The sequence below is a fragment of the Micromonospora sp. KC721 genome (assembly GCF_004348355.1).
GTDB lineage: Bacteria > Actinomycetota > Actinomycetes > Mycobacteriales > Micromonosporaceae > Micromonospora.
In genome coordinates this window covers 1-20012 of sequence record NZ_SMJY01000113.1, presented here as the reverse complement: position 1 = coordinate 20012, position 20012 = coordinate 1, and the positions used below count along the sequence as shown (strand labels likewise).

At 72.1% G+C, this 20012-nt stretch carries 20 protein-coding genes; 7 read left to right on the top strand and 13 right to left on the bottom strand.

Annotated elements, in window-relative coordinates:
- Nucleotides 1-107: 107 nt before the first annotated feature.
- From dapF to E1182_RS19110, 4 genes are read right to left on the bottom strand one after another with little or no spacing between them, the layout of a single operon-like run.
- Complete coding sequence (dapF, locus tag E1182_RS19125; RefSeq protein ID WP_132267187.1) at nt 108-953, bottom strand: diaminopimelate epimerase; 846 nt, start codon at nt 951-953, stop codon at nt 108-110.
- Nucleotides 954-960: 7 nt separating this feature from the next.
- Entirely contained in the window at nt 961-1866 is a 906-nt protein-coding gene (gene miaA, locus E1182_RS19120) for a tRNA (adenosine(37)-N6)-dimethylallyltransferase MiaA (RefSeq protein ID WP_132267184.1), read from the bottom strand.
- Nucleotides 1863-2609: a hypothetical protein gene (locus E1182_RS19115; protein ID WP_132267182.1), complete on the bottom strand. Its 747-nt coding sequence runs from the start codon at nt 2607-2609 to the stop codon at nt 1863-1865. The genes miaA and E1182_RS19115 overlap by 4 nt, the downstream gene beginning before the upstream one ends.
- A 48-nt stretch (nt 2610-2657) precedes the next feature.
- Nucleotides 2658-3107, bottom strand: coding sequence for a hypothetical protein (locus E1182_RS19110; RefSeq protein ID WP_243706306.1), 450 nt, complete (start codon nt 3105-3107; stop codon nt 2658-2660).
- Between the two features lie 250 nt (nt 3108-3357).
- Here E1182_RS19110 and E1182_RS19105 point away from each other — a divergent pair, with 250 nt between their 5' ends.
- Nucleotides 3358-4566, top strand: coding sequence for a DUF349 domain-containing protein (locus E1182_RS19105; RefSeq protein ID WP_132267179.1), 1209 nt, complete (start codon nt 3358-3360; stop codon nt 4564-4566).
- A gap of 354 nt (nt 4567-4920) precedes the next feature.
- Complete coding sequence (locus tag E1182_RS19100; RefSeq protein ID WP_132267177.1) at nt 4921-5886, top strand: polysaccharide lyase family 1 protein; 966 nt, start codon at nt 4921-4923, stop codon at nt 5884-5886.
- A gap of 45 nt (nt 5887-5931) precedes the next feature.
- Here the strand turns inward: E1182_RS19100 and miaB are convergent, their stop codons facing one another.
- A complete protein-coding gene (gene miaB, locus E1182_RS19095; protein ID WP_132267175.1) occupies nt 5932-7431 on the bottom strand; it encodes a tRNA (N6-isopentenyl adenosine(37)-C2)-methylthiotransferase MiaB in 1500 nt (499 codons plus the stop codon).
- 57 nt (nt 7432-7488) lie between these two features.
- Here miaB and E1182_RS19090 point away from each other — a divergent pair, with 57 nt between their 5' ends.
- The gene (locus tag E1182_RS19090) at nt 7489-7716 is read left to right on the top strand and encodes a DUF2277 domain-containing protein (protein ID WP_132267173.1); all 228 of its coding nucleotides are present in this window, start codon (nt 7489-7491) and stop codon (nt 7714-7716) included.
- Nucleotides 7717-7747: 31 nt separating this feature from the next.
- Here E1182_RS19090 and E1182_RS19085 read toward each other — a convergent pair whose 3' ends face one another.
- Nucleotides 7748-8227, bottom strand: a complete 480-nt coding sequence (locus E1182_RS19085) for a hypothetical protein (RefSeq protein WP_132267171.1) — start codon at nt 8225-8227, stop codon at nt 7748-7750.
- Nucleotides 8228-8427: 200 nt separating this feature from the next.
- Nucleotides 8428-9417 carry a selenide, water dikinase SelD gene (selD, locus tag E1182_RS19080; protein WP_132267168.1) on the bottom strand — a complete coding sequence of 330 codons (990 nt, stop codon included), beginning with the start codon at nt 9415-9417 and terminating at the stop codon, nt 8428-8430.
- Nucleotides 9418-9618: 201 nt separating this feature from the next.
- Between selD and E1182_RS19075 the strand changes: the two genes are divergently transcribed.
- The 4 genes from E1182_RS19075 to E1182_RS19060 are packed head-to-tail and all read left to right on the top strand — an operon-like array spanning nt 9619 to nt 13028.
- Nucleotides 9619-10374: an amino acid ABC transporter ATP-binding protein gene (locus E1182_RS19075; RefSeq protein ID WP_132267166.1), complete on the top strand. Its 756-nt coding sequence runs from the start codon at nt 9619-9621 to the stop codon at nt 10372-10374.
- Between the two features lie 58 nt (nt 10375-10432).
- Nucleotides 10433-11311 carry a glutamate ABC transporter substrate-binding protein gene (locus tag E1182_RS19070; RefSeq protein WP_132267164.1) on the top strand — a complete coding sequence of 293 codons (879 nt, stop codon included), beginning with the start codon at nt 10433-10435 and terminating at the stop codon, nt 11309-11311.
- 41 nt (nt 11312-11352) lie between these two features.
- A complete protein-coding gene (locus E1182_RS19065) occupies nt 11353-12060 on the top strand; it encodes an amino acid ABC transporter permease (RefSeq protein ID WP_132267162.1) in 708 nt (235 codons plus the stop codon).
- A complete protein-coding gene (locus tag E1182_RS19060; RefSeq protein WP_132267160.1) occupies nt 12057-13028 on the top strand; it encodes an amino acid ABC transporter permease in 972 nt (323 codons plus the stop codon). The genes E1182_RS19065 and E1182_RS19060 overlap by 4 nt, the downstream gene beginning before the upstream one ends.
- 59 nt (nt 13029-13087) lie before the next feature.
- On the opposite strand, the gene rny is transcribed toward E1182_RS19060, so the two are convergent.
- From rny to E1182_RS19030, 6 genes are all read right to left on the bottom strand, one after another.
- The gene (rny, locus tag E1182_RS19055) at nt 13088-14854 is read right to left on the bottom strand and encodes a ribonuclease Y (protein ID WP_132267158.1); all 1767 of its coding nucleotides are present in this window, start codon (nt 14852-14854) and stop codon (nt 13088-13090) included.
- A 755-nt stretch (nt 14855-15609) separates the two neighbouring features.
- Entirely contained in the window at nt 15610-16314 is a 705-nt protein-coding gene (locus tag E1182_RS19050; protein ID WP_132267156.1) for a 3-keto-5-aminohexanoate cleavage protein, read from the bottom strand.
- 80 nt (nt 16315-16394) lie between these two features.
- On the bottom strand, nt 16395-17126 hold the full coding sequence (locus E1182_RS19045; RefSeq protein WP_132267154.1) for a regulatory protein RecX: 732 nt from the start codon (nt 17124-17126) through the stop codon (nt 16395-16397).
- Between the two features lie 14 nt (nt 17127-17140).
- Nucleotides 17141-18187, bottom strand: a complete 1047-nt coding sequence (gene recA, locus E1182_RS19040) for a recombinase RecA (protein ID WP_132267152.1) — start codon at nt 18185-18187, stop codon at nt 17141-17143.
- Nucleotides 18188-18372: 185 nt separating this feature from the next.
- Nucleotides 18373-18573 carry a DUF3046 domain-containing protein gene (locus E1182_RS19035; RefSeq protein WP_132267150.1) on the bottom strand — a complete coding sequence of 67 codons (201 nt, stop codon included), beginning with the start codon at nt 18571-18573 and terminating at the stop codon, nt 18373-18375.
- Between the two features lie 5 nt (nt 18574-18578).
- Nucleotides 18579-19886 (bottom strand): MFS transporter, encoded by a 1308-nt coding sequence (locus tag E1182_RS19030; protein WP_243706305.1) that lies wholly within the window; start codon nt 19884-19886, stop codon nt 18579-18581.
- Nucleotides 19887-20012 lie beyond the last annotated feature (126 nt).

Genomic DNA, 20012 nt, shown 5'->3' with positions numbered 1-20012 from the left:
GTTGATCATGAGGCTGGTGGGACGGGACCGGACAAATCGTCCAGTCACGTTCATGATCAACGGGGCCAGCCAGGCGGGGCGAGCCGGGCGAGCCAGGCCGGGCGGGGTTACGCCGGGAGGATGGCGGGGGTCAGGGTGCCGGTGGCGATCAGGAGCGCGGGGCCCGAGAGCCAGCAGGAGTCGTCGGTGACCGTCACGGTGAGCCGGCCGCCGGGGACGTCGACCGCGACCGTGCCGGTGTCCCGCCCGGCGTCGCGCAGCGCCACCGCCCCGACCGCACACGCCCCGGTGCCGCAGGAGAGGGTCTCGGCCGAGCCGCGCTCGTACACCCGCATCAGCACGTGCCCGTCGGTCTCCGCGACCGGCTCGTCCGGCGTGACGAACTCGACGTTCACCCCGGTGGGGAAGACCGCCGGGTCGTACCCGGGTGCCCGGGTGAGGTCCAGGCCGGCCAGGTCCAGGCCGGTCGGCAGCACGCAGACCAGATGCGGGTTGCCCACGTCGACCGCCGTGCCCGGCAGGGTCAGCGCCCCCAGCGTCGCGGTCGAGGTGTCGTACAGCCGGGGGCGGCGCATCTCGACGGCGACGGCGTCGCCCTCGACCCGCGCGCGCACGACGCCGGCCCGGGTCGCCACCGGCAGCGCGGCGCGAGACGGCGTGGCCAGCCCGGTCTCCAGCAGGTAACGGACGAAGACCCGGGCTCCGTTGCCGCACATCTCGGCGATTGAGCCGTCGGAGTTGCGGTAGTCCATGAACCACTCGGCCTCGCCGGCCAGGCCGACGCCCTCGGGATGCTTGGCGGCCCGCACCACCCGCAGCACGCCGTCCCCGCCGATGCCGCGCCGCCGGTCGCAGATCGCGGCTACCCGGCCCGGTGTCAGATCGAGGGTGCCGTCCGGATCGGGCAGGATGACGAAGTCGTTGCCGGTGCCATGGCCCTTGGTGAACTCCACGGCCCCATCATCCCCAATCCGCGGCGAGCACCCGCAGCGCCGTGTCGACCAGCCCGGGCGACGCGGAGTCCAGCCAGTGCACCCGCCGGTCACGGCGGAACCAGGAGCGCTGCCGGCGGACGAAGCGTCGGGTGGCCCGGATCGTCTCGTCGTACGCCTCGGCCTCGGTCGTCTCGCCGGCGAGGAAACGCAGCACCTGCTGGTAGCCGAGCGCCCGGCTGGCCGTACGTCCCTCGGCCAGGCCGTGGCCGACCAGCGTCCGCGTCTCGGCGACGAGTCCGTCGGCCCACATCCGGTCGACCCGACGCGCGATCCGCTCGTCCAGCAGCGCGGTGTCCAGGTCGACGCCGAGCTGCACGGCCGGGTAGTGCGGCGTGGGCTGCGGCAGGGCGGCGGCGAACGGTGCCCCGGTCAGCTCGATGACCTCCAGGGCGCGGACGATCCGCCGCCCGTTGCCGGGCAGAATGCTCGCCGCCGCGGCCGGGTCGGCGGCGCGCAGCCGCTGGTACAGCGGGGCCGGACCGACGGCCGCCAGCTCGGACTCCAGGCGTTCGCGGACCGCTGGGTCGGTGCCGGGGAACTCGAACCGCTCCAGCACCGCCCGCACGTACAGCCCGGAGCCGCCGACCAGCAGCGGCACCTTGCCCCGGGCCAGGATGTCGTCGACTGCGGCGCGGGCCAGCCGCTGGTACTCCGCGACGCTGGCCGGCTCGGTGACCGGCCAGATGTCCAGCAGGTGGTGCGGCACGCCCTCGCGCTCGGCCGGGGTCAGCTTGGCGGTGCCGATGTCCATGCCCCGGTAGAGCTGCATCGAGTCGGCGTTGACCACCTCGCCGTCGAGGGCGTGCGCCAGGGCGATGCTCAGTGCCGACTTGCCGGCCGCGGTCGGCCCGACCACCGCCACGACGGTCATGCCCGCTCCCAGGAGGCCACGAGGTAGGCGACGCCGTAGGGGGCCGCGTCGTGGCGCAGGGTGCCCCGCCAGTCGCCGCCGGCGGCGCGCACCGCGCCGGCCAGCACCTGCCAGGGTGCCCGGCCGGCGACCCTCAGCTGCGCCGACAGCGCCGGGTCCAGGCCGAGCAGGGCCTCGGCGTCCGCGTCGGCCAGTGCCCGGGCCACCTTCTCGTCGTACGCCTCGGCGCGCGGGTCGTGGTAGCCAGGCGACTGCGAACCCCGGCAGGCCGATCCGTCCCCCATCACCAGCAGCGCCCAGTCGGCCTCGCCGCTCTGGTCCGCGCCGAGCGCGGCGGCTGCCGCCGGTGGCGCGTCGGCGGCCACCGCCTGCATCCGGGCCACCGCCGACGGACCACCCGGGTGACGGCGCAGCAGCCACGCCCCGATGGTCAGGCTCAGCGGTAGCGGGGCCGGCGGGCCGGCGGGGCGTACGTGGCCGGGGGCGCCCTCGACATCGGGGCCGCCGACGGCGACCTCGACACCGACTCCCCACGGCGCGAGCGAGCCGCGGCACGGGGGGTGGTAGGTGCGGGTGTCGGGGGCGGCGCCGACGACCACGATCCGGTACGCCGAGTCCAGCAGCCGGGCGACGGCGGCGTCACAGGCGGCGCGGAGCCCGTCCAGTTCGGGCGCGGCGGCGCCGGCCAACTCGGGCACGATCAGCGGCGGGTGCGGGCAGACGGCGGCGGCGACCAGGGGCACCAGGCAACCGTATCGGCACGGCCCGGCCCGGTGCCCCGCACCCGCCGGTCAGCCGGGCTGGCCGCCCCAGCCGCCCTGCACCATGGTCTGGAACCGCCACCGGCCACCACTGCGGACCAGCAGGTCGGCGTAGCGCACCCGCTGACGTTCGCCGTCGATGGTGAACTCGGCCTCGGTGAAGACCACGACCAGGCTCGGGGTGAGGAAGTACGGCGTGCGGCGCGACTCCATCTTCAGGTCGCCGCCGCCGGTGAGGAGGCCGCCCATCATCTCCAGGTAGGCCGCGCGGTCGAGCTGCCGGGCGGAGCCCTCCCCGGCGGCGTCGTCGGTGACCGTGTTGAGGGGGAACATGGCCAGGTCGGCGGCGCCCGCCACGTCGCCCGCCTCGGCCAGGGCGTCGTAGTGGCGGAACCACTCGTCCAGCTCGGCCAGGGCCGCCGCGTCCGGCACGAAGCCCGCGTCGGCCGGGGGCGTCATCCGGCTCCGGGACTGCGTCATCTGTTCCTCCTCACCGGCCCGCAGGGCGGGCCGCCGCTTATCGTACGTCGTACGGTACACCATACGGCACCGGCCGACACTCCCCACGGACCCTGTCGGTGAATGGCAGGACACCGTATGGTCACGGTCAGAGACAGGCGCTCGACGCGGACAGGGTCAGACCTGTGACAATGCCGAGAGCAACTTGGCTGCGCCGTGGCGGCGATCGAGGGAGAGGTCCCGTCGACGCCGGGAGAACGAGGATGGGCACATGAGCGACTGGACGGCCTTCGGACGGGTGGACGCGGACGGCACCGTGTACGTCAAGACCGCCGAAGGCGAGCGGGTGGTCGGATCCTGGCAGGCGGGGGCCCCGGAGGAGGGGCTGGCCCACTTCGCCCGACGCTTCGCCGACCTGGTGACCGAGGTGGATCTGACCGAGGCCCGGCTCAACTCTGGCGCGGCGGACGCCGGCCACTCGCTGACCACGATCCGCCGGATCCGTGCCTCGCTGGCTGAGGCGCACGTCGTCGGCGACATCGACGCGCTGGCCGCACGGCTGGACAAGCTCGCCGCGATCGCCGAGGACAAGGCCGGTGAGGCCCGCGCGGCCCGGGACGCGGCCCGGGTCGAGGCGCTCGCGCGCAAGACCGCCCTCGTCGAGGAGGCGGAGAAGATCGCCGCCGAGTCGACCGGCTGGAAGACCGCCGGGGACCGACTCAAGGAGATCCTCGACGAGTGGAAGACCATCCGCGGCGTCGACAAGAAGACCGACGGCGAGCTGTGGAAGCGGTTCGCCGCGGCCCGCGACGGTTTCACCCGGCGTCGGGGCGCCCACTTCGCCTCCCTGGACCAGCAGCGCAAGCAGGCGCAGACGGTCAAGGAGGAGCTGGTCGCCGAGGCCGAGAAGCTCAAGGACTCCACCGAGTGGGCGGCCACCGCCAACCAGCTCAAGGAGCTGATGAACCAGTGGAAGGCGGCTCCCCGCGCATCCAAGGAGGCCGAGCAGAAGCTCTGGGAACGCTTCCGGGCCGCACAGGACGCCTTCTTCAGCCGGCGCAGCGAGGTCTTCTCCGCGCGCGACAACGAGCAGCGGGTCAGCCTGGAGCGCAAGCAGGCACTCCTGGCCGAGGCCGAGGCGCTGGACGTCGACAGCGACCCGAAGGGTGCGCAGGCCAAGCTGCGGGAGATCCAGGCGCAGTGGCACGAGGCCGGCCGGGTGCCCCGGGAGGCCGCCGCCGGGCTGGAGCGCCGACTGCGCGCGGTGGACGACCGGGTCCGCGAGGTCATGGACTCGGCGTGGCGGCGAACCACACCGCAGGACAATCCGCTGCTGGCGCAGATGCGGGCCCAGGTCGCCGAGGCCGAGGAGCGGCTGACCCGGGCGCAGGCCGCCGGGGACGCCCGCCGGATCAAGGAGGCCGAGCAGGCGCTGGCCGCCAAGCGGCAGTTCCTCCAACTGGCCGAGCAGTCCGGCTGAGCTGACACCGCGTCGCAAGCCCCCGGTCCGTGGCGGACCGGGGGCTTGCGCGTCTGTGCGTCCGGCACCAGCCCGCACGATGCCCGGTCGACCTTCACGAAGGCCGGCCATGGGTTTCGGCTCCTGGCATCCCATGCAGGTGAGGGGGGACTTTACATCGATGGGCATCTGTGCTTCTATCACGGAAAGCGCTTACCCGGTAAGCGTGGCACGGGAGTCGCTGCTCACCCCCGCACGTCCACACCGGCCGGACCCGCCGACCACCGTCCCCGGCCGACCGCGACGCCGACGGGCACGGCGTCAGCAGGGTCGGCCAACGGTCCGCGAGCCCGGCCACCACCGAAGGGAAGCACCATGCGCATCACGTCCCGACGTCCGAGAACCCTGCTCACCGCCGCCGCCAGCGCCGCGCTGCTCGTCGCCTCCACCCTCACCGTCAGCACCACGCCGGCCGCCGCCGCCCCGAATTACCTGGTCGGCTGGGCCACCCAGAACGGCGGCACCACCGGCGGCGGCAACGCCCCGACCACCACGGTGACCAGTGCCTCCGCGCTGAGCGCCGCACTCGGCTCCCACAACGCCTCGGTCATCCGGGTCTCCGGCACCATCAACTGCTCCGGCATGCTGCGGGTCCGTTCCCACAAGACCATCCTCGGCAACTCCGGCGCCACCATCGCCGGCTGCGGCCTGAACATCAGCGGCGACCGCAACGTCATCATCCGGAACCTGACCTTCCGCAACTGGAACGACGACGCGATCAACGTGCAGGAGTACGCGACCAACATCTGGATCGACCACAACACCTTCACCAGCGGGTACGACGGCGCGGTCGACATCAAGCGCGGCTCCGACTTCGTCACCGTGTCCTGGAACCGGGTCCACGCCCACGACAAGTCGATGCTGCTCGGGCACAGCGACAGCAACGCCAGCCAGGACACCGGCCGGCTGCGGGTGACGTACCACCACAACTACTTCGACGGCAGCAACCAGCGCCACCCCCGGGTCCGCTTCGGCAACCCGGTGCACGTGTTCAACAACTACTACCGCGCCAACCGTGGCTACGGCGTGGCGTCCACGATGAACGCCGGAGTTCTCGTCGAGGGCAACTACTTCGAGAGTGTCGCCGACCCGTTCCACCTCGGTGAGGGCAGTTCCGGCCCCGGCAGCCTGGTCGCCCGGAACAACCACTTCGTCAGCTCCGGCCGGGGGCAGGCCGGCGGCAGCGTCCGGAGCATCCCGTACTCGTACCCGCTCGACGCCGCCAGCAGCGTCAAGTCGATCGTGACGGCCGGCGCCGGCGCCGGCAGGATCTCGGTCTGACGGCCGGCGCGGGGCCCGCCACCACGACGGGCCCCGCAGGCCTCGTCAGTGGGCGGCGCAGCCGGTCGTCGGCGTGGGCGTCGCCGCCGGGGCGCCCACCGTGGGCAGCCCGAGCAACACCCCCGGGATACGCGGGGAACGCCCCGCCTCGGCCGCGTCCCCGGCCCGGGTACGCCGGTGCGACAGCGGCTCCCCGTCGGCGTTGAGGTGGTGCGGGGCGGCGTAGGTGACCGTGGTGTGCACGATGTCGCCGGGACGGATCGACCCGGCGTACGAACCGGCGTCGAAGTGGACCAGGCGGCCGTCGCGGGCCCGGCCGGAGAGCCGGCCGGTGCGCTCGTCCTTGCGGCCCTCGCCGACGGCGACCAGTACCTCGACGGTCTCCCCCACCAGCTTGCGGTTCTCCGCCCAGGTGATCTCCTCCACCGTGGCGACCAACCGCTCGTAGCGCTCCTGCACCACCTGCTTGGGCAGCTGACCGTCCATCGTGGCGGCCGGGGTGCCGGGACGCTTGGAGTACTGGAAGGTGAACGCCGAGGAGAACCGGGCCGCCCGCACCACGTCCAGGGTGCGCTGGAAGTCCGCCTCGGTCTCGCCGGGGAAGCCGACGATGATGTCGGTGGTGATCGCCGCGTCCGGCATCGCCGCCCGGACCTTCTCGATGATCCCCAGGTACCGCTCCGACCGGTACGACCGGCGCATCGCCCGCAGCACGTCGTCGGAGCCGGACTGCAACGGCATGTGCAGCGAGGGGCAGACGTTCGGCGTCTCGGCCATCGCGGCGATCACGTCGTCGGTGAAGTCCTTGGGGTGCGGACTGGTGAAGCGGACCCGCTCCAACCCGTCGATGTCGCCGCAGGCGCGCAGCAGTTTGCCGAAGGCGTACCGATCCCCGAACTCCACGCCGTAGGAGTTGACGTTCTGCCCGAGCAGGGTCACCTCCAGCACGCCCTCGTCGACCAGGGCGCGGACCTCGGCGAGGATGTCGCCGGGGCGGCGGTCCTTCTCCTTGCCGCGCAGGGCGGGCACGATACAGAACGTGCACGTGTTGTTGCAGCCGACGGAGATCGACACCCAGCCGGCGTACGTCGACTCCCGCCGGGTCGGCAACGTCGACGGGAAGACGTCGAGCGACTCCAGGATCTCCACCTCGGCGGCGGCGTTGTGCCGGGCCCGTTCCAGCAGCGCCGGCAGCGCGCCGATGTTGTGCGTGCCGAAGACCACGTCCACCCAGGGGGCCTTGCGGACGATGTCGCCGCGGTCCTTCTGGGCCAGACAGCCGCCGACGGCGATCTGCATCCCCGGGTGCCGGTTCTTGACCGGGCGCAGATGACCGAGGTTGCCGTAGAGCCGGTTGTCGGCGTTCTCCCGGACGGCGCAGGTGTTGAACACCACCACGTCCGGGCTGTCGTCGGCCTCGCCGGCGCGGACGTAACCGGCCTGCTCCAGCAGGCCGGAGATCCGCTCGGAGTCGTGCACGTTCATCTGGCAGCCGTACGTACGCACCTGGTAGGTGCGCGGGCTGCGCTCGGCTGCGGTAGTCATGACGTGCACAGCGTATCCGGGCCGACCGGGATCACCGAACGAGGAGGAGCAGCAGCCATGTGCCGCAGCATCAAGACCCTGCGCGAGCCGTACGTGCCGGAGGTGACACCGTCCGACATCCAGGCGGCGGCGTTGCAGTACGTCCGGAAGATCTCCGGGTTCCGCGCGCCGGCCGCGCACAACGCCGAGGCGTTCGAGGCCGCGGTGCAGGCGGTGGCCGCCGCCACCGCGACCCTGCTGGACCAGTTGCAGGTACGCGGCTCCCGGCCCGCCGCCACCGGCTGACCCGGGCCGTCCGACCCTCGCCCCGCCCCGGTCAGGCGGCGGCGAGGGCCGGGTTGATCGAGTCGGGGGCCCACTTCGAGCGGTGACACCGGGACCAGCCCCGACAGCCCGGGTGGGCCAACGTGCACAACCGCTGGTCGGTCAGCACCTCGCCGTCGTCGGTCTCGGTCACCTCGAAGTGCACCGGCCGGATGGTGCCGTCCGGTGCGACCAGCAGGTGCCGGCCCGCGTCGAGGGTGTCGTCGGCCAGCAGGCAGTTGCGACCCAGCAGCCGGGCCAGCGCCGCGATGCTGGTGTGCTCGCCGAGCGACTCGGGCACCCCGTAGCAGTCCACAACCGTGCCGAACTCCCCCGGCGCCTCCCACACGTCGCAGACCACCGCGTACGCGGGCAGCCGCGCCGGGTCGGCGACGGCGAGGGGCATCACCACCCGACCGATCGCCTCGGCCAGGGCCGGGTACACGTCCACCGGTGCCGCCCGGTCGATTCTCCAGTTCCACAGCTCGGTCACGCCGCCTCCTCGCTGCGTTCGTCCCACCGGCCTCCGGATCGGGGCCTTACGACGATGGTGGGGTGCATATGACCTCAGCCGGGGGCAAGTTACCGGTCTGTGACCATTCCGGGCAAAATTCCCCCGAGCCTCGTTGCTCGGAGTAGCGGGAAGATGACAGTTTATCGGGTACGCTGCCGTACCTGGCACCCGACACGACCTCAACGGAGGAGCACCAGGTGCTCGCCTCGGGGCAGCAGCTCCCCCACCACCGTGCCGCCCGGCACCTCCCCCGCCAGCAGCAGCCCACCAGAGGTCTGCGCGTCGGCCAGCAGCAGCCGCTCGGCCTCGTCCACCGCGCCGAAGTCCGTCCACGGCGTGACCCAGTCCAGGTTGCGGCGGCTGCCGCCACTGACGTACCCGTCCCGGACCGCCTCGCGGGCACCCGCCAGGTACGGCACCCGGGCGGTGTCGATCGCCACCGTCAGCCGGCTGGCCCGGGCGAGCTTCGACGCGTGCCCGAGCAGCCCGAAGCCGGTGACGTCGGTACCGCAGCGGATGCCGGCGGCCACCGCCGCGCTGGCGGCGTCCCGGTTCAACCGGGTCATCGCCGCGACCGCCTCGGGAAAACTCTCGCCGGTCCGCTTGTGCCGGGTGTTGAGCACCCCGACACCGAGCGGCTTGGTCAGCGACAGCGGCAGGCCCGCCCGCCCGGCGTCCAGAGTGATCAACTCCTCCGGCCGGACGATCCCGGTGACGGCCAGCCCGTACTTCGGGCTGTCGTCGTCGACGCTGTGCCCGCCGGCCAGGTGGCAACCGGCCTCCCGGGCGATGTCCCGTCCGCCCCGCAGCACCTCGCGGGCCAACTCCAGGGGGAGCACGTCGCGGGGCCAGCAGAGCAGGTTGAGCGCGACGAGCGGGGTGCCGCCCATCGCGTACACGTCGGACAGCGCGTTGGTCGCGGCGATCCGACCCCAGTCGTACGCGTCGTCGACGACCGGGGTGAAGAAGTCGGCGGTGCTGACCAGGCCGGTGTGCCGGTCGAGCCGGACCACGGCGGCGTCGTCGCCGTGGTCGAGGCCGACCAGCAGGTCGGCGGCGCCGGGCGCCGGCCCGAGGCCCGCCACCATCGCCTCCAGCTCACCCGGGGGAATCTTGCAGGCGCAACCGCCGCCGCGAGCGTGGTCGGTCAGGCGCAGCCGTTGGGTCATCCCACCATGATCTCCGTGACGCACCTCACGCACCACTCGGCGCGGCCCGGTGACCGACGGAAACCGGACGAGGTGGCACGGCGCCGGCCGGTGTTACCGCTCCGTGACCAACTCGGTGGCACTCCGCCACGTCGTCCCGCCTACAGTTGCCCAAAACCGGGGGTCGACGACCCCGCTGCTCCGGGACCAACGACAGGGACGGTGAACGACGTGACGAAGGGCGAACCGCTCATCGTGCTGGACGGGGTCAACAAGTGGTTCGGCCCCCTGCACGTGCTGGACGACGTGTCGCTGTCGGTCGGCCGGGGCGAGGTCGTCGTCGTGATCGGCCCCTCCGGCTCCGGCAAGTCGACGCTCTGCCGCACGATCAACCGGCTGGAGCCGATCGACTCCGGCACCATCACCTTCGACGGGCAGCCGCTGCCCGCCGAGGGCAAGGCCCTGGCCCGGCTGCGCAGCGAGGTCGGCATGGTCTTCCAGTCGTTCAACCTCTTCGCGCACAAGACCATCCTCGAGAACGTCACCCTCGGGCCGATCAAGGTCCGGGGCGAGAAGCCGGCGGCGGCCCGCGAGCGCGGCCTGGCCCTGCTCGACCGGGTGGGCATCGCCAACCAGGCCGACAAGTTCCCGGCCCAGCTCTCCGGTGGTCAGCAGCAGCGGGCGGCGATCGCCCGCGCGCTGGCCATGCAGCCCAAGGCGATGCTCTTCGACGAGCCGACCAGCGCGCTGGACCCGGAGATGGTCGGCGAGGTGCTGGACGTGATGACCTCACTGGCCCGCGAGGGCATGACGATGGTCGTGGTCACCCACGAGATGGGTTTCGCCCGGCACGCGGCCAACCGGGTCATCTTCATGGCCGACGGCCAGCTCGTCGAGGACGCGCCGCCGGCCGAGTTCTTCGCCAACCCGCGCAGCGAGCGGGCGAGGGACTTCCTCTCCAAGATCCTTACGCACTGAGCGTCCCCCTAGTGGAGCGGCCGTCCCCGGGCGGGCTCCGTCGAAGAAGGAGAAGAGTATGCGTATCAAGCGCGTGGCGGCGGTCGCCGCCGCGGCTGCCCTGGCCCTCGGCATGGCCGCCTGCGGTGGCAACTCCGCCGAGGAGGGCACCGGCGCCGGCAGCAAGTCCTTCCCCGCCGGTAGCACCATGGAGCGGCTGAACAAGGCCCAGAAGATCAAGGTCGGCACCAAGTTCGACCAGCCGGGCTTCGGCCAGAAGGGCCTGTCGGGCAAGCCGGAGGGCTTCGACGTCGAGGTCGCGAAGATCATCGTCAAGGAGCTCGGCATCCCCGAGGACAAGATCGAGTGGGTGGAGACGCCGTCGAAGGTCCGTGAGGACAAGATCGTCGATGGCAGCGTCGACCTGGTCGCGGCGACGTACACGATCAACCCCAAGCGCAAGGAGCGGATCGCCTTCGCCGGGCCGTACTACGAGGCCGGCCAGAACATCCTGGTCAAGAAGGACGACACGGCCATCACCGGTCCGGACTCCTTCAAGGACGGCGCCAAGAAGGTCTGCTCGGTCACCGGCTCCACCCCGGCCGAGAAGATCAAGGAGTACGTCAAGGACGTCGCCACCCAGCTGGTGCTCTTCGACACGTACGACAAGTGCCGCGACGCTCTCAAGAACGGCCAGGTCGACGCGGTCACCACCGACAACGTCATCCTGCTCGGCTACATCGCCAAGGACGAGGCATCGTTCAAGCTGGCCGGCGACAACTTCACCAAGGAGCCGTACGGCATCGGGGTGAAGAAGGAGGACACCGACTTCCGCACCTTCATCAACGACACGCTGGAGAAGGCGTTCGCCGACGGTAGCTGGAAGAAGGCCTGGGACGACACCGCCGGCAAGTTCGGTGCGCAGCTGGGCGCCGCGCCGACCATCAACCGCTACTGATCTGATCCTTCGATCTGGAGGGTGGGGAGGAACACCGACCCGTGAACGTACTCATCGACAGGTTCGACGTCTTTGCGGGTGGTTTCTGGCTCACCCTCCAGATCTGCGTACTCGCCGCGATCGGGGCCCTGGTCCTGGGCGCCGTCGTGGCGGTGATGCGGATCTCGCCGGTGCCGCCGCTGCGCGCCGTCGGCACCGGCTACGTGAACGTCTTCCGGAACATGCCGTTGACCGTGGTGATGTTCTTCGCCGCCTTCGGCCTGCCGGCGCTCGGCTCCAACGCCGACTTCCTGCGCATCCCCGGTTTCGACGCGGTATTCAGCCGGCTCGACACCGACCTGCCGTACTTCCGCTTCGCGCTGATCGCCCTGGTGCTCTACACCGCGGCGTTCGTCTGTGAGGCGCTGCGCTCCGGGGTGAACGCGGTGCCCGCCGGCCAGGCCGAGGCCGCCCGCTCGCTCGGCCTGACCTTCGGCCAGAACCTGCGTTACGTGGTGCTTCCGCAGTCCTGGAAGGCCTCGGTGGTGCCGCTCGGCTCGGTCATCATCGCGATGATCAAGAACTCGGCGCTGGCCGGCTTCTTCGGGGTCGTCGGCGACCTGTCGGCCACGGCCGACCAGCTCACCGGGGCCGAGGGCTACGCCTTCATCCCGGTCGCCATTGGCATCTCGATCGGCTACCTGATCATGACCGTGCCGCTCGGCGCCCTGCTGGACCGGATCGAGAAGCGACAGGCGGTGGCCCGATGAGTCAGCAGACCAGCGTCCTCTACGACGTCCCCGGCCCCCGCCAACGGCGGATCACCCTGATCAGCAGCGTCGTCGCCACGGTGGCGTTGCTCGTCGGGGCGTACTTCCTGATCTACCTCCCCCTGGACGAAAAGGGCCAGTTCTCGATGGAGCTGTGGGGGCCGCTGGTCGACCCCTCCAACGAGAACTTCTCCCAGGTCTGGCAGCGCCTGGGCCTGGGCTTCAAGAACACCCTCACCGCGGCGGCGCTGGCCATCGTCGCCTCGCTGGTCGTCGGCACCCTGCTCGCCGTGCTGCGGATCCAGCTCAAGAGCCTCACCCAGCGACGCTTCACCGGGCTGGCCACGCCGCTGGCGTACCTGCTGCGTGGGCTGAGCCTGCTGCTGTCGGCGGTCACCCGGGTCTGCGTCGAGGTGTTCCGCGGCCTGCCGGTCGTCATCACCATCTTCTTCGTGGCCCGCGGCTTCCCCGAGTTCGGCATCTCCTTCGACACGCTCTGGTACCTGGTGATCGGCCTGACCATCTACAACGCCGTGGTCATCGCCGAGATCCTCCGCTCCGGTATGGAGGGGCTGCCGGGCGGGCAACGGGAGGCCGCCGCCGCGATCGGGCTCTCCCCGCTGCAGACCACCCGGATGATCCTGCTGCCGCAGTCCTTCCGGATCATGCTGCCGGCGCTGATCAGCCAGCTTGTGGTGGTGCTCAAGGACACGTCGCTGGGCTTCATCATCAGCTACGAGGAGACCCTCAACATCGGCAAGCAGATCATCGGCGTGCTGGGCAACCCGATCCAGGTGTACGTCGTGATCGCTGTGCTCTTCATCGCGGTGAACTACTCGCTGTCGAAGCTGGCGCAGTACCTCCAGCGCCGGCTCTCGCAGGGCCGCAAGACGGCCGGCACCCCGGCCCAGAACCCGCCGCCCGCAGCGCTCATGTCGCAGGCCGAGAGTAGCGGCCACGGCCTCTGACCTGCCGTACGACGTGAGGGCCGGCCCGCGCGGGCCGGCCCTTTCCGTGTCCGTACCCGTCAGCGGGCGATCTCGGTGACCCGGGACTCGCGGACCACCGTCACCCGAATCTGCCCCGGATAGGTCAGCTCCTCCTCGATCTGCTTGGCCACGTCCCGGGCGAGCACCGCCGCGCCGATGTCGTCGACGTCCTCCGGCTTGACCATCACCCGGATCTCCCGGCCCGCCTGCATGGCGAAGACCTTCTCCACGCCGAGCTTGCCGGCCGCGATCTCCTCGATCCGCTCCAGCCGCTTGACGTACGCCTCCAGGCTCTCCCGCCGCGCGCCCGGCCGCCCGCCGGAGCAGGCGTCGGAGGCCTGGGTGAGCACCGCCTCGACGGTCTGCGGCGGCACCTCGTTGTGGTGTGCCTCGATGGCGTGGACGACGTCCTCGCTCTCGCCGTACTTGCGGGCCACGTCGGCGCCGATGATGGCGTGGCTTCCCTCCACCTCGTGGGTGAGCGCCTTGCCGATGTCGTGCAGGAACGCGCACCGCTTGATGGTCGGCACGTCCAGCCGCAGCTCGGCGGCCATGACGCCGGCGATGTGCGCCGTCTCCACCAGGTGCTTGAGCACGTTCTGCCCGTACGACGTGCGGTAGCGCAGCCGACCCAGCAGGGTGACCAACTCCGGGTGGATCTCGGTGATGCCCACCTCGACCAGGGCGTCCTCGGCGGCCCGGTGGCAGAGCTGCGCCACCTCCTGGCGGGCCAACTCGTGCACCTCCTCGATCCGGTGCGGGTGGATCCGCCCGTCGAGAACCAGCTTCTCCAGGGTGAGCCGGCCGACCTCGCGGCGTACCGGGTCGAAGCAGGAGAGCAGCACCGCCTCCGGGGTGTCGTCGATGATCAGGTTCACCCCGGTCACCGACTCGAAGGCACGGATGTTGCGCCCCTCCCGGCCGATGATCCGGCCCTTCATCTCGTCTCCCGGCAGGTGCAGGACGCTGACCACGCTCTCCGCGGTCTGCTCGCTGGCCACCCGTTGGATCGCCTCCACCACGATGTGCCGGGCGCGCTGCTCGGCGGTGCTGCGGGCGTCGGACTCGATGTCCCGGACCAGCAGTGCGGCCTCCCGCTTCGCCTGCGTCTCGATCACCTCGACCAGCTCGGTGCGAGCCGCGTCGGCGGTCAGGCCGGCGACCCGCTCCAGTTCCCGGCGGCGCTGCTCCTCGGCGAGCGTCAGTTCCGCCTCCCGGGCGGCGAGCGCGGCCTCCCGCTCGGCCAGCGCGGCGCTGGCCGCGGTGAGCTGCCGTTCCCGCTCGGCGAGGCGCTCCACCTCCTCGGTGTGCAGGCGTTCACGCTCGTCCATCCGGGCCGCCCGGCGCTCCACCTCGGCGGCCTGCTCGCGGGTGGTGGCGGCGAGGACGGCCACTTCCCGCTCGCCGCTGCGCCGAGCGGTGGTACGCAACTGCTCCGCGTCGATCTCGGCCTGCTTGTGGGCCCGCTCCAGAATGGTGTCGGCCTCGGTGCGGGCGTCGTCGAGCACCCGGCGGGCCTCGGCGCGGGCCGCCTTCGCCTCGGCCTTGGCCGCCGCTGCCTCGGCCCGCGCGGCTGCGGCAGCGGACTTCGCCACGTCGATGGTGCTGCTCGCCTCGTCCGCGGCGGAACGCAGCGCGGCCAGGGACTGCTCCTGGCGGTCCTTCTCGGCGATGAACGCCGGATCCTCCGGCCGCGGCACCGCGCCAAGTTGCCGTACCGCCCGGACCCCGAATGCGACGGCACCGACCACGACCAGCGCCAGGAGCAGCACCACGACGAGGAGCACCACGTCGATGACGCTCATGACCGCGCTCCCCGACCGACGAGCGGGCCCCACGCGGCCTGCGCCCGACCGGTCAGGCCGCGCGGGGCAGGGGACCACCGGCTGGCCCCGACGTGACCACGTCTGGCACGGGGTCGCCGCGCGTCGACCGGCGGGCATCCGCCAACCCCCCCTGGGGACCCGTGGTCCCTGTGCCGCGCCGCCATGGCCGCCTCCCCTGAGTCGACGCCGCGGCGGAACCGTGCCCTGGACACGAACCGCCACGGCCCTGGACGCCCGACCGAGCGGCTGGCCGTGGGTGCAGCTCTGCATCGGCGATGCCCCCGGGCATCGCCGACAACCGGTTGCAGTTGTCGGCCGGCTCCGGACCTGCCGTCCGGAGTGGTCGTTACAGGCCGGCAGAGCTGGCCAAAGTGATGCTGTTCTGTTACGCGATCTATGTTGTGCGCTTAGCCTGCGCTGGTCGGGCAATTCGAACCTGTATGGCGAGGCTAGGTTGCGGACAGCCGTTCGGTCAAGAACTCATGATCAAACCCCCCGAACGGAGAGAAGTTGCATCGTCACTCGTAGCTGACCCAAAGGTCGGACATCGAGGGGCAAACGGCCCCATTAACGGGTCCCGGCTTGACCAGACCGTCAAGGTCATCTCCGGTCGCGGTATCTCGCACCCATCCCGTGATGCGCAACACCGCGACGTACGGCAAACGGAATTGACGGGCCGGCATTCCCTGATCGCCGCCGCCTACGACACCCACGCAGTGGTGCGTGGGCAGGAGTCAGCGGGCACCCAGCGCTCGGGCGGCTGCCACCAGCGCGGCGTTGTCGGCCGCCGTTGCCCCGTCCGGCAGATGGAGAGTGTCCTCGAGGCCGATGCGGGTGTGCAGACCACGGCGGACCGCCTCGGCGAGCACCGGCCAGGCCGCACCGCCCTCGCCGTGCAACAGCACCGGCGGGTCGTCCGGGGTGAGCGCGGCGAGCATCGCGGCGGCGGCGGCCAACGCCTCGATGGGTTCGTCCGGGGTGCACTCGACGAGAATCCGGCCGGCCGGCACCCGCCACCGCCGGTAGGCGGGTACGTCCGCCGCCGCCCAGATACCGGCCTCGACCAGCACTGCCCGCTCGTGCAGCGCGGCGGCGACCGCCTCGGCCCCTTCCTCGTGCACGTTCACCGAGGCGAAGTCCGGCAGCACCGGCCAGGCTCGGACGGCGGCCACCCGGGCGGCCGGATCCGCCTCGATCCAGGCCCCCGTACTCACTCCGATAGCCATCTCCGGCCGGGCGGCCCGCAGCGCGGCCACCGTCTCCGCGATCACCGCCGGTGCCAGCGACTCGGCACCGGCGGCGTCGCGGGCATGCACGTGCACGGCGGCGACGCCGAGCTCGGCGCAGCGCGCCGCGTCAGCGGCCAGGTCGGCCGGGGTGACCGGCACGGCGGGGTGCTCGTCCCGGCGACGGCCACCGTTGAGACACGCCTTCAGCACCCGATCATCATCACCCATCCGACGGCCCGCGTCGCCCTGGCGCGACCCCGGGCAGCCGCATCCAGCAGCGCCGTCGGCGATCAGTCGAGAGGACGAGCCTCCCGGTCCAGGTCGCCCTCGACCTCCGTAAGGGCGTCCGCGTCGATCTGTTCGGCGAACTCGGCCGCCTCGGCGCTCTGCGCGGCGAGCACGTCCTTCACCGCCCGGATCGCCAGCCCCGGCGGATAGCCCTTGCGGGCCAGCATGCCGACGAGTCGACGGAAGACCGCGTCGGGTTCGCCCCTGGCCGTACGCAGTTTCCGCTCCACCAGGGCGCGGGCGGTCTCGGCCTCGGTCTGCTCGTCCAGCTCGCCGAGGGCCTCCTGCGCCACGTCGCCGTCCACGCCACGCTGGCGCAGTTCGTTGGCGAGCGCCCGGCGAGCCAGGCCCCGGCCGGCGTGCCGGCTGGACACCCAGGCGCGGGCGAAGGCAGCGTCGTCGATGATGCCGACCTCGTCGTACCGGTCGAGCACCTGGGCCGAGACCTCGTCGGAGATGCCCCGCTTCGCCAGCGCCCCGGCCAGCTCGGCCCGGGTACGGGGGCGTACGGCGAGCTGGCGCAGGCAGATCTCCCGGGCCACCTCGGCGTCGTCGCGCGGTGGGCCGGCCGGTACCTCCGGCTCGGCCCCGTCGACGGAGGACCGGCGGCCTCGGCGCGGGCGAAGCCCCTCGGCGTCGTCCCCGGCGCGGCGTGAGTGAGGTGTGGTGGCGTCACCCGTGCGGGGCGGGCTGGCGTCCCAGCCGCGCCCCGTACGGGCACGTCGTCCTGCCATTCAGCCGTGACCGATCAGAAGTCGACCGGCGGCAACTCCGGGCCGCCGGCGGCGTCGCCCGCGCCGGCCCCGACGCCGAGCTTCTCCAGGATCTTCTTCTCGATCTCGGCAGCCACGTCCGGGTTCTCCCGGAGGAACTCGCGGGCCTTCTCCTTGCCCTGGCCGAGCTGGTCACCGTCGTAGGTGTACCAGGCGCCGGACTTGCGGATGATCGCCTGCTCGACGCCGACGTCGATCAGCGAACCCTCGCGGGAGATGCCCTTGCCGTACATGATGTCGAACTCGGCCTGCTTGAACGGCGCGGCGACCTTGTTCTTCACGACCTTGACCCGGGTGCGGTTGCCGACCACGTCGGTGCCGTCCTTCAGGCTCTCGATGCGCCGCACGTCGAGACGAACCGAGGCGTAGAACTTCAGCGCCCGGCCACCGGTCGTGGTCTCGGGTGACCCGAACATGACCCCGATCTTCTCGCGGAGCTGATTGATGAAGATCGCCGTGGTGCCGGTGTTGTTGAGCACACCGGTGATCTTCCGCAGCGCCTGGCTCATCAGCCGGGCCTGCAGACCCACGTGGCTGTCGCCCATCTCGCCCTCGATCTCGGCGCGCGGCACCAGGGCGGCGACCGAGTCGATCACGATGATGTCGATCGCGCCGGAGCGGACCAGCATGTCGGCGATCTCCAGCGCCTGCTCACCGGTGTCGGGCTGGGAGACCAGCAGGGCGTCGGTGTCGACGCCGAGGGCCTTCGCGTACTCCGGGTCGAGCGCGTGCTCGGCGTCGACGAACGCCGCGATGCCGCCCGCCCGCTGGGCGTTGGCCACCGCGTGCAGGGCGACCGTGGTCTTACCGCTGGACTCCGGGCCGTAGATCTCGACGACCCGGCCGCGGGGCAGACCGCCCACGCCGAGCGCCACGTCGAGTGCGATGGAACCGGTCGGGATCACCGAGGTCTGGATGACCGGCCGCTCCCCCAGCCGCATCACCGAGCCCTTGCCGAACTGCTTGTCGATCTGAGCAAGAGCAAGGTCGAGTGCCTTCTCCCGGTCAGGCCCTGCCGCCATCGTTGCCACCCCTGCCTTCGCCGGCGTCTTTCCTGAGCTTCGCGTCACGCGGGACACGCTAGGCGCTGGGTCCGACAGAAAACCAGCCGACCGGCCGTGAGCTGTGGACAAGCACCCCGCTGTGGACAATAGCCGAACACATGTACGACTCGGCAAGTGACACGCGGAAGTGACGAAAAGGCTGCTCAGCGTAGCCGACCGGGTACCCGGTCGGGGTAGGCGGCGACGACCGCCCGCCACACCACGTGCGTCTGCTCGCCCTCGGCGAGCGCCTGCGTGATGGTTCGCCCGCCCAGTTCGGAGAGCACCTGGTCGCTGGCGATGCTGGCCGCGTACCCCGCCCCGAAGGCCTGTTCCAGCCGGGCCCAGAAGTCGGTCAGCCGCACGGTGATCAGTCCTCCTCGTCGGGCGCCCCGGACGGCACCGGACGCAACGCTAACGCCAGCAGGGGCACCACCGCGATCGCCGCCAGCAGGGTCAGCGTCGGATAACCCGCCACCCGCATGACAAACCCGCTGGCCGCCGCCGCGCCCGCCCCGGCCAGCCCCATGGTCAGGTCGGACAGTCCCTGTACGCCCGGCCGGACGTCGGTCGGCACCGCCTCGGACAGCAGGGTCGAGCCGGCGACCATGGTGCCCGACCAGCCCAGCCCGAGCAGCACCAGGCCGACCGAGAGCAGCGGCGTGTGGTGCCCGGCGGTGCCGGCGACCGCGCAGGCCGCCAGCAGGGTGGCGATCCCGCCGAGGATCACCGCGCGCCGGCCCACCCGGTCGGTGAGCCAGCCCACCACCGGGGCGAGCGCGTACATGCCGGCGATGTGCAGGCTCAGCACCACGCCCACCACCCGCAGCACGTCCACGTCGGAGTGCGACTCGCCGAGTCGTACCGGGGTCATCGCCATCACCGCGACCATCACCAGGTGGCCGACCGCGACGGCGGCGATGCCGAGCCGGGCGGCCGGCCGGGCGACCACCACCCGCCAGGCCGCCCGCATCCCGGCCCGGGGCACGACCGCCGCCGGCGTGCCGGCGGGCGGCACGGCGTCGCCCCCGGCCGCCGCGAGCCGGCGCGCGGTGAGCAGCGGATCGGGCCGCAGCAGGAGCAGCAGTACGACCGCGGCCAGCACGAACGCCACCGCGCTGAACGCGAACGGCCCGGCCAGCGGCGGTACCCCCCAGCGGTGCGTGACCCGGTCGGCGAGGGCGGCGAAGTTCGGCGCGGCCACCGCGCCGATGGTGGTGGCCCAGACGATCAGCGACAACTGTCGGCCGCGCCGGGCCGGCTCGGCGAGGTCCACCGCCGCGTAGCGGGCCTGGAGGTTGGCCGCGGTGCCACCGCCGAAGAGCAACATGCCGAGGAAGAGCAGCGGCACCCAGCCGGTCGCCGCGGCGAGCACCACCAGCACCCCGCCGACCGCGCCGACCAGGTACGCCAGCACCAGCCCCGGCCGGCGGCCGTACCCGGTGATCACGCGGGTGACCGGTACGGCGAGCAGCGCCGCGCCGACCACCGCGGCGCTCTGTGCGAGCCCGGCCACCGCCGTCCCGGCGATCCGGGCGGCGAGCAGCGCCCCGACGGCGATTCCGATGGTGACGCCGACACCGCCGATGATCTGGGTGCCGAACAGCAGGCGGAGGGTGCGCCGCTGGATCGGCGCGACGTCCGCCGGGGCGGTCGGTACGGTCAGGTGCACGGCCATCGAGGCTCCTGCGGTAAGGGGCGATGTGCTGCCCATCCTTGCGCACCCGGACCGGCCGCACCGCCGGTGCCCCACCGCACCGCCCGCGCCGCACCGCCCGCGGCCCGGTCCGGTCCGGCCTGGACC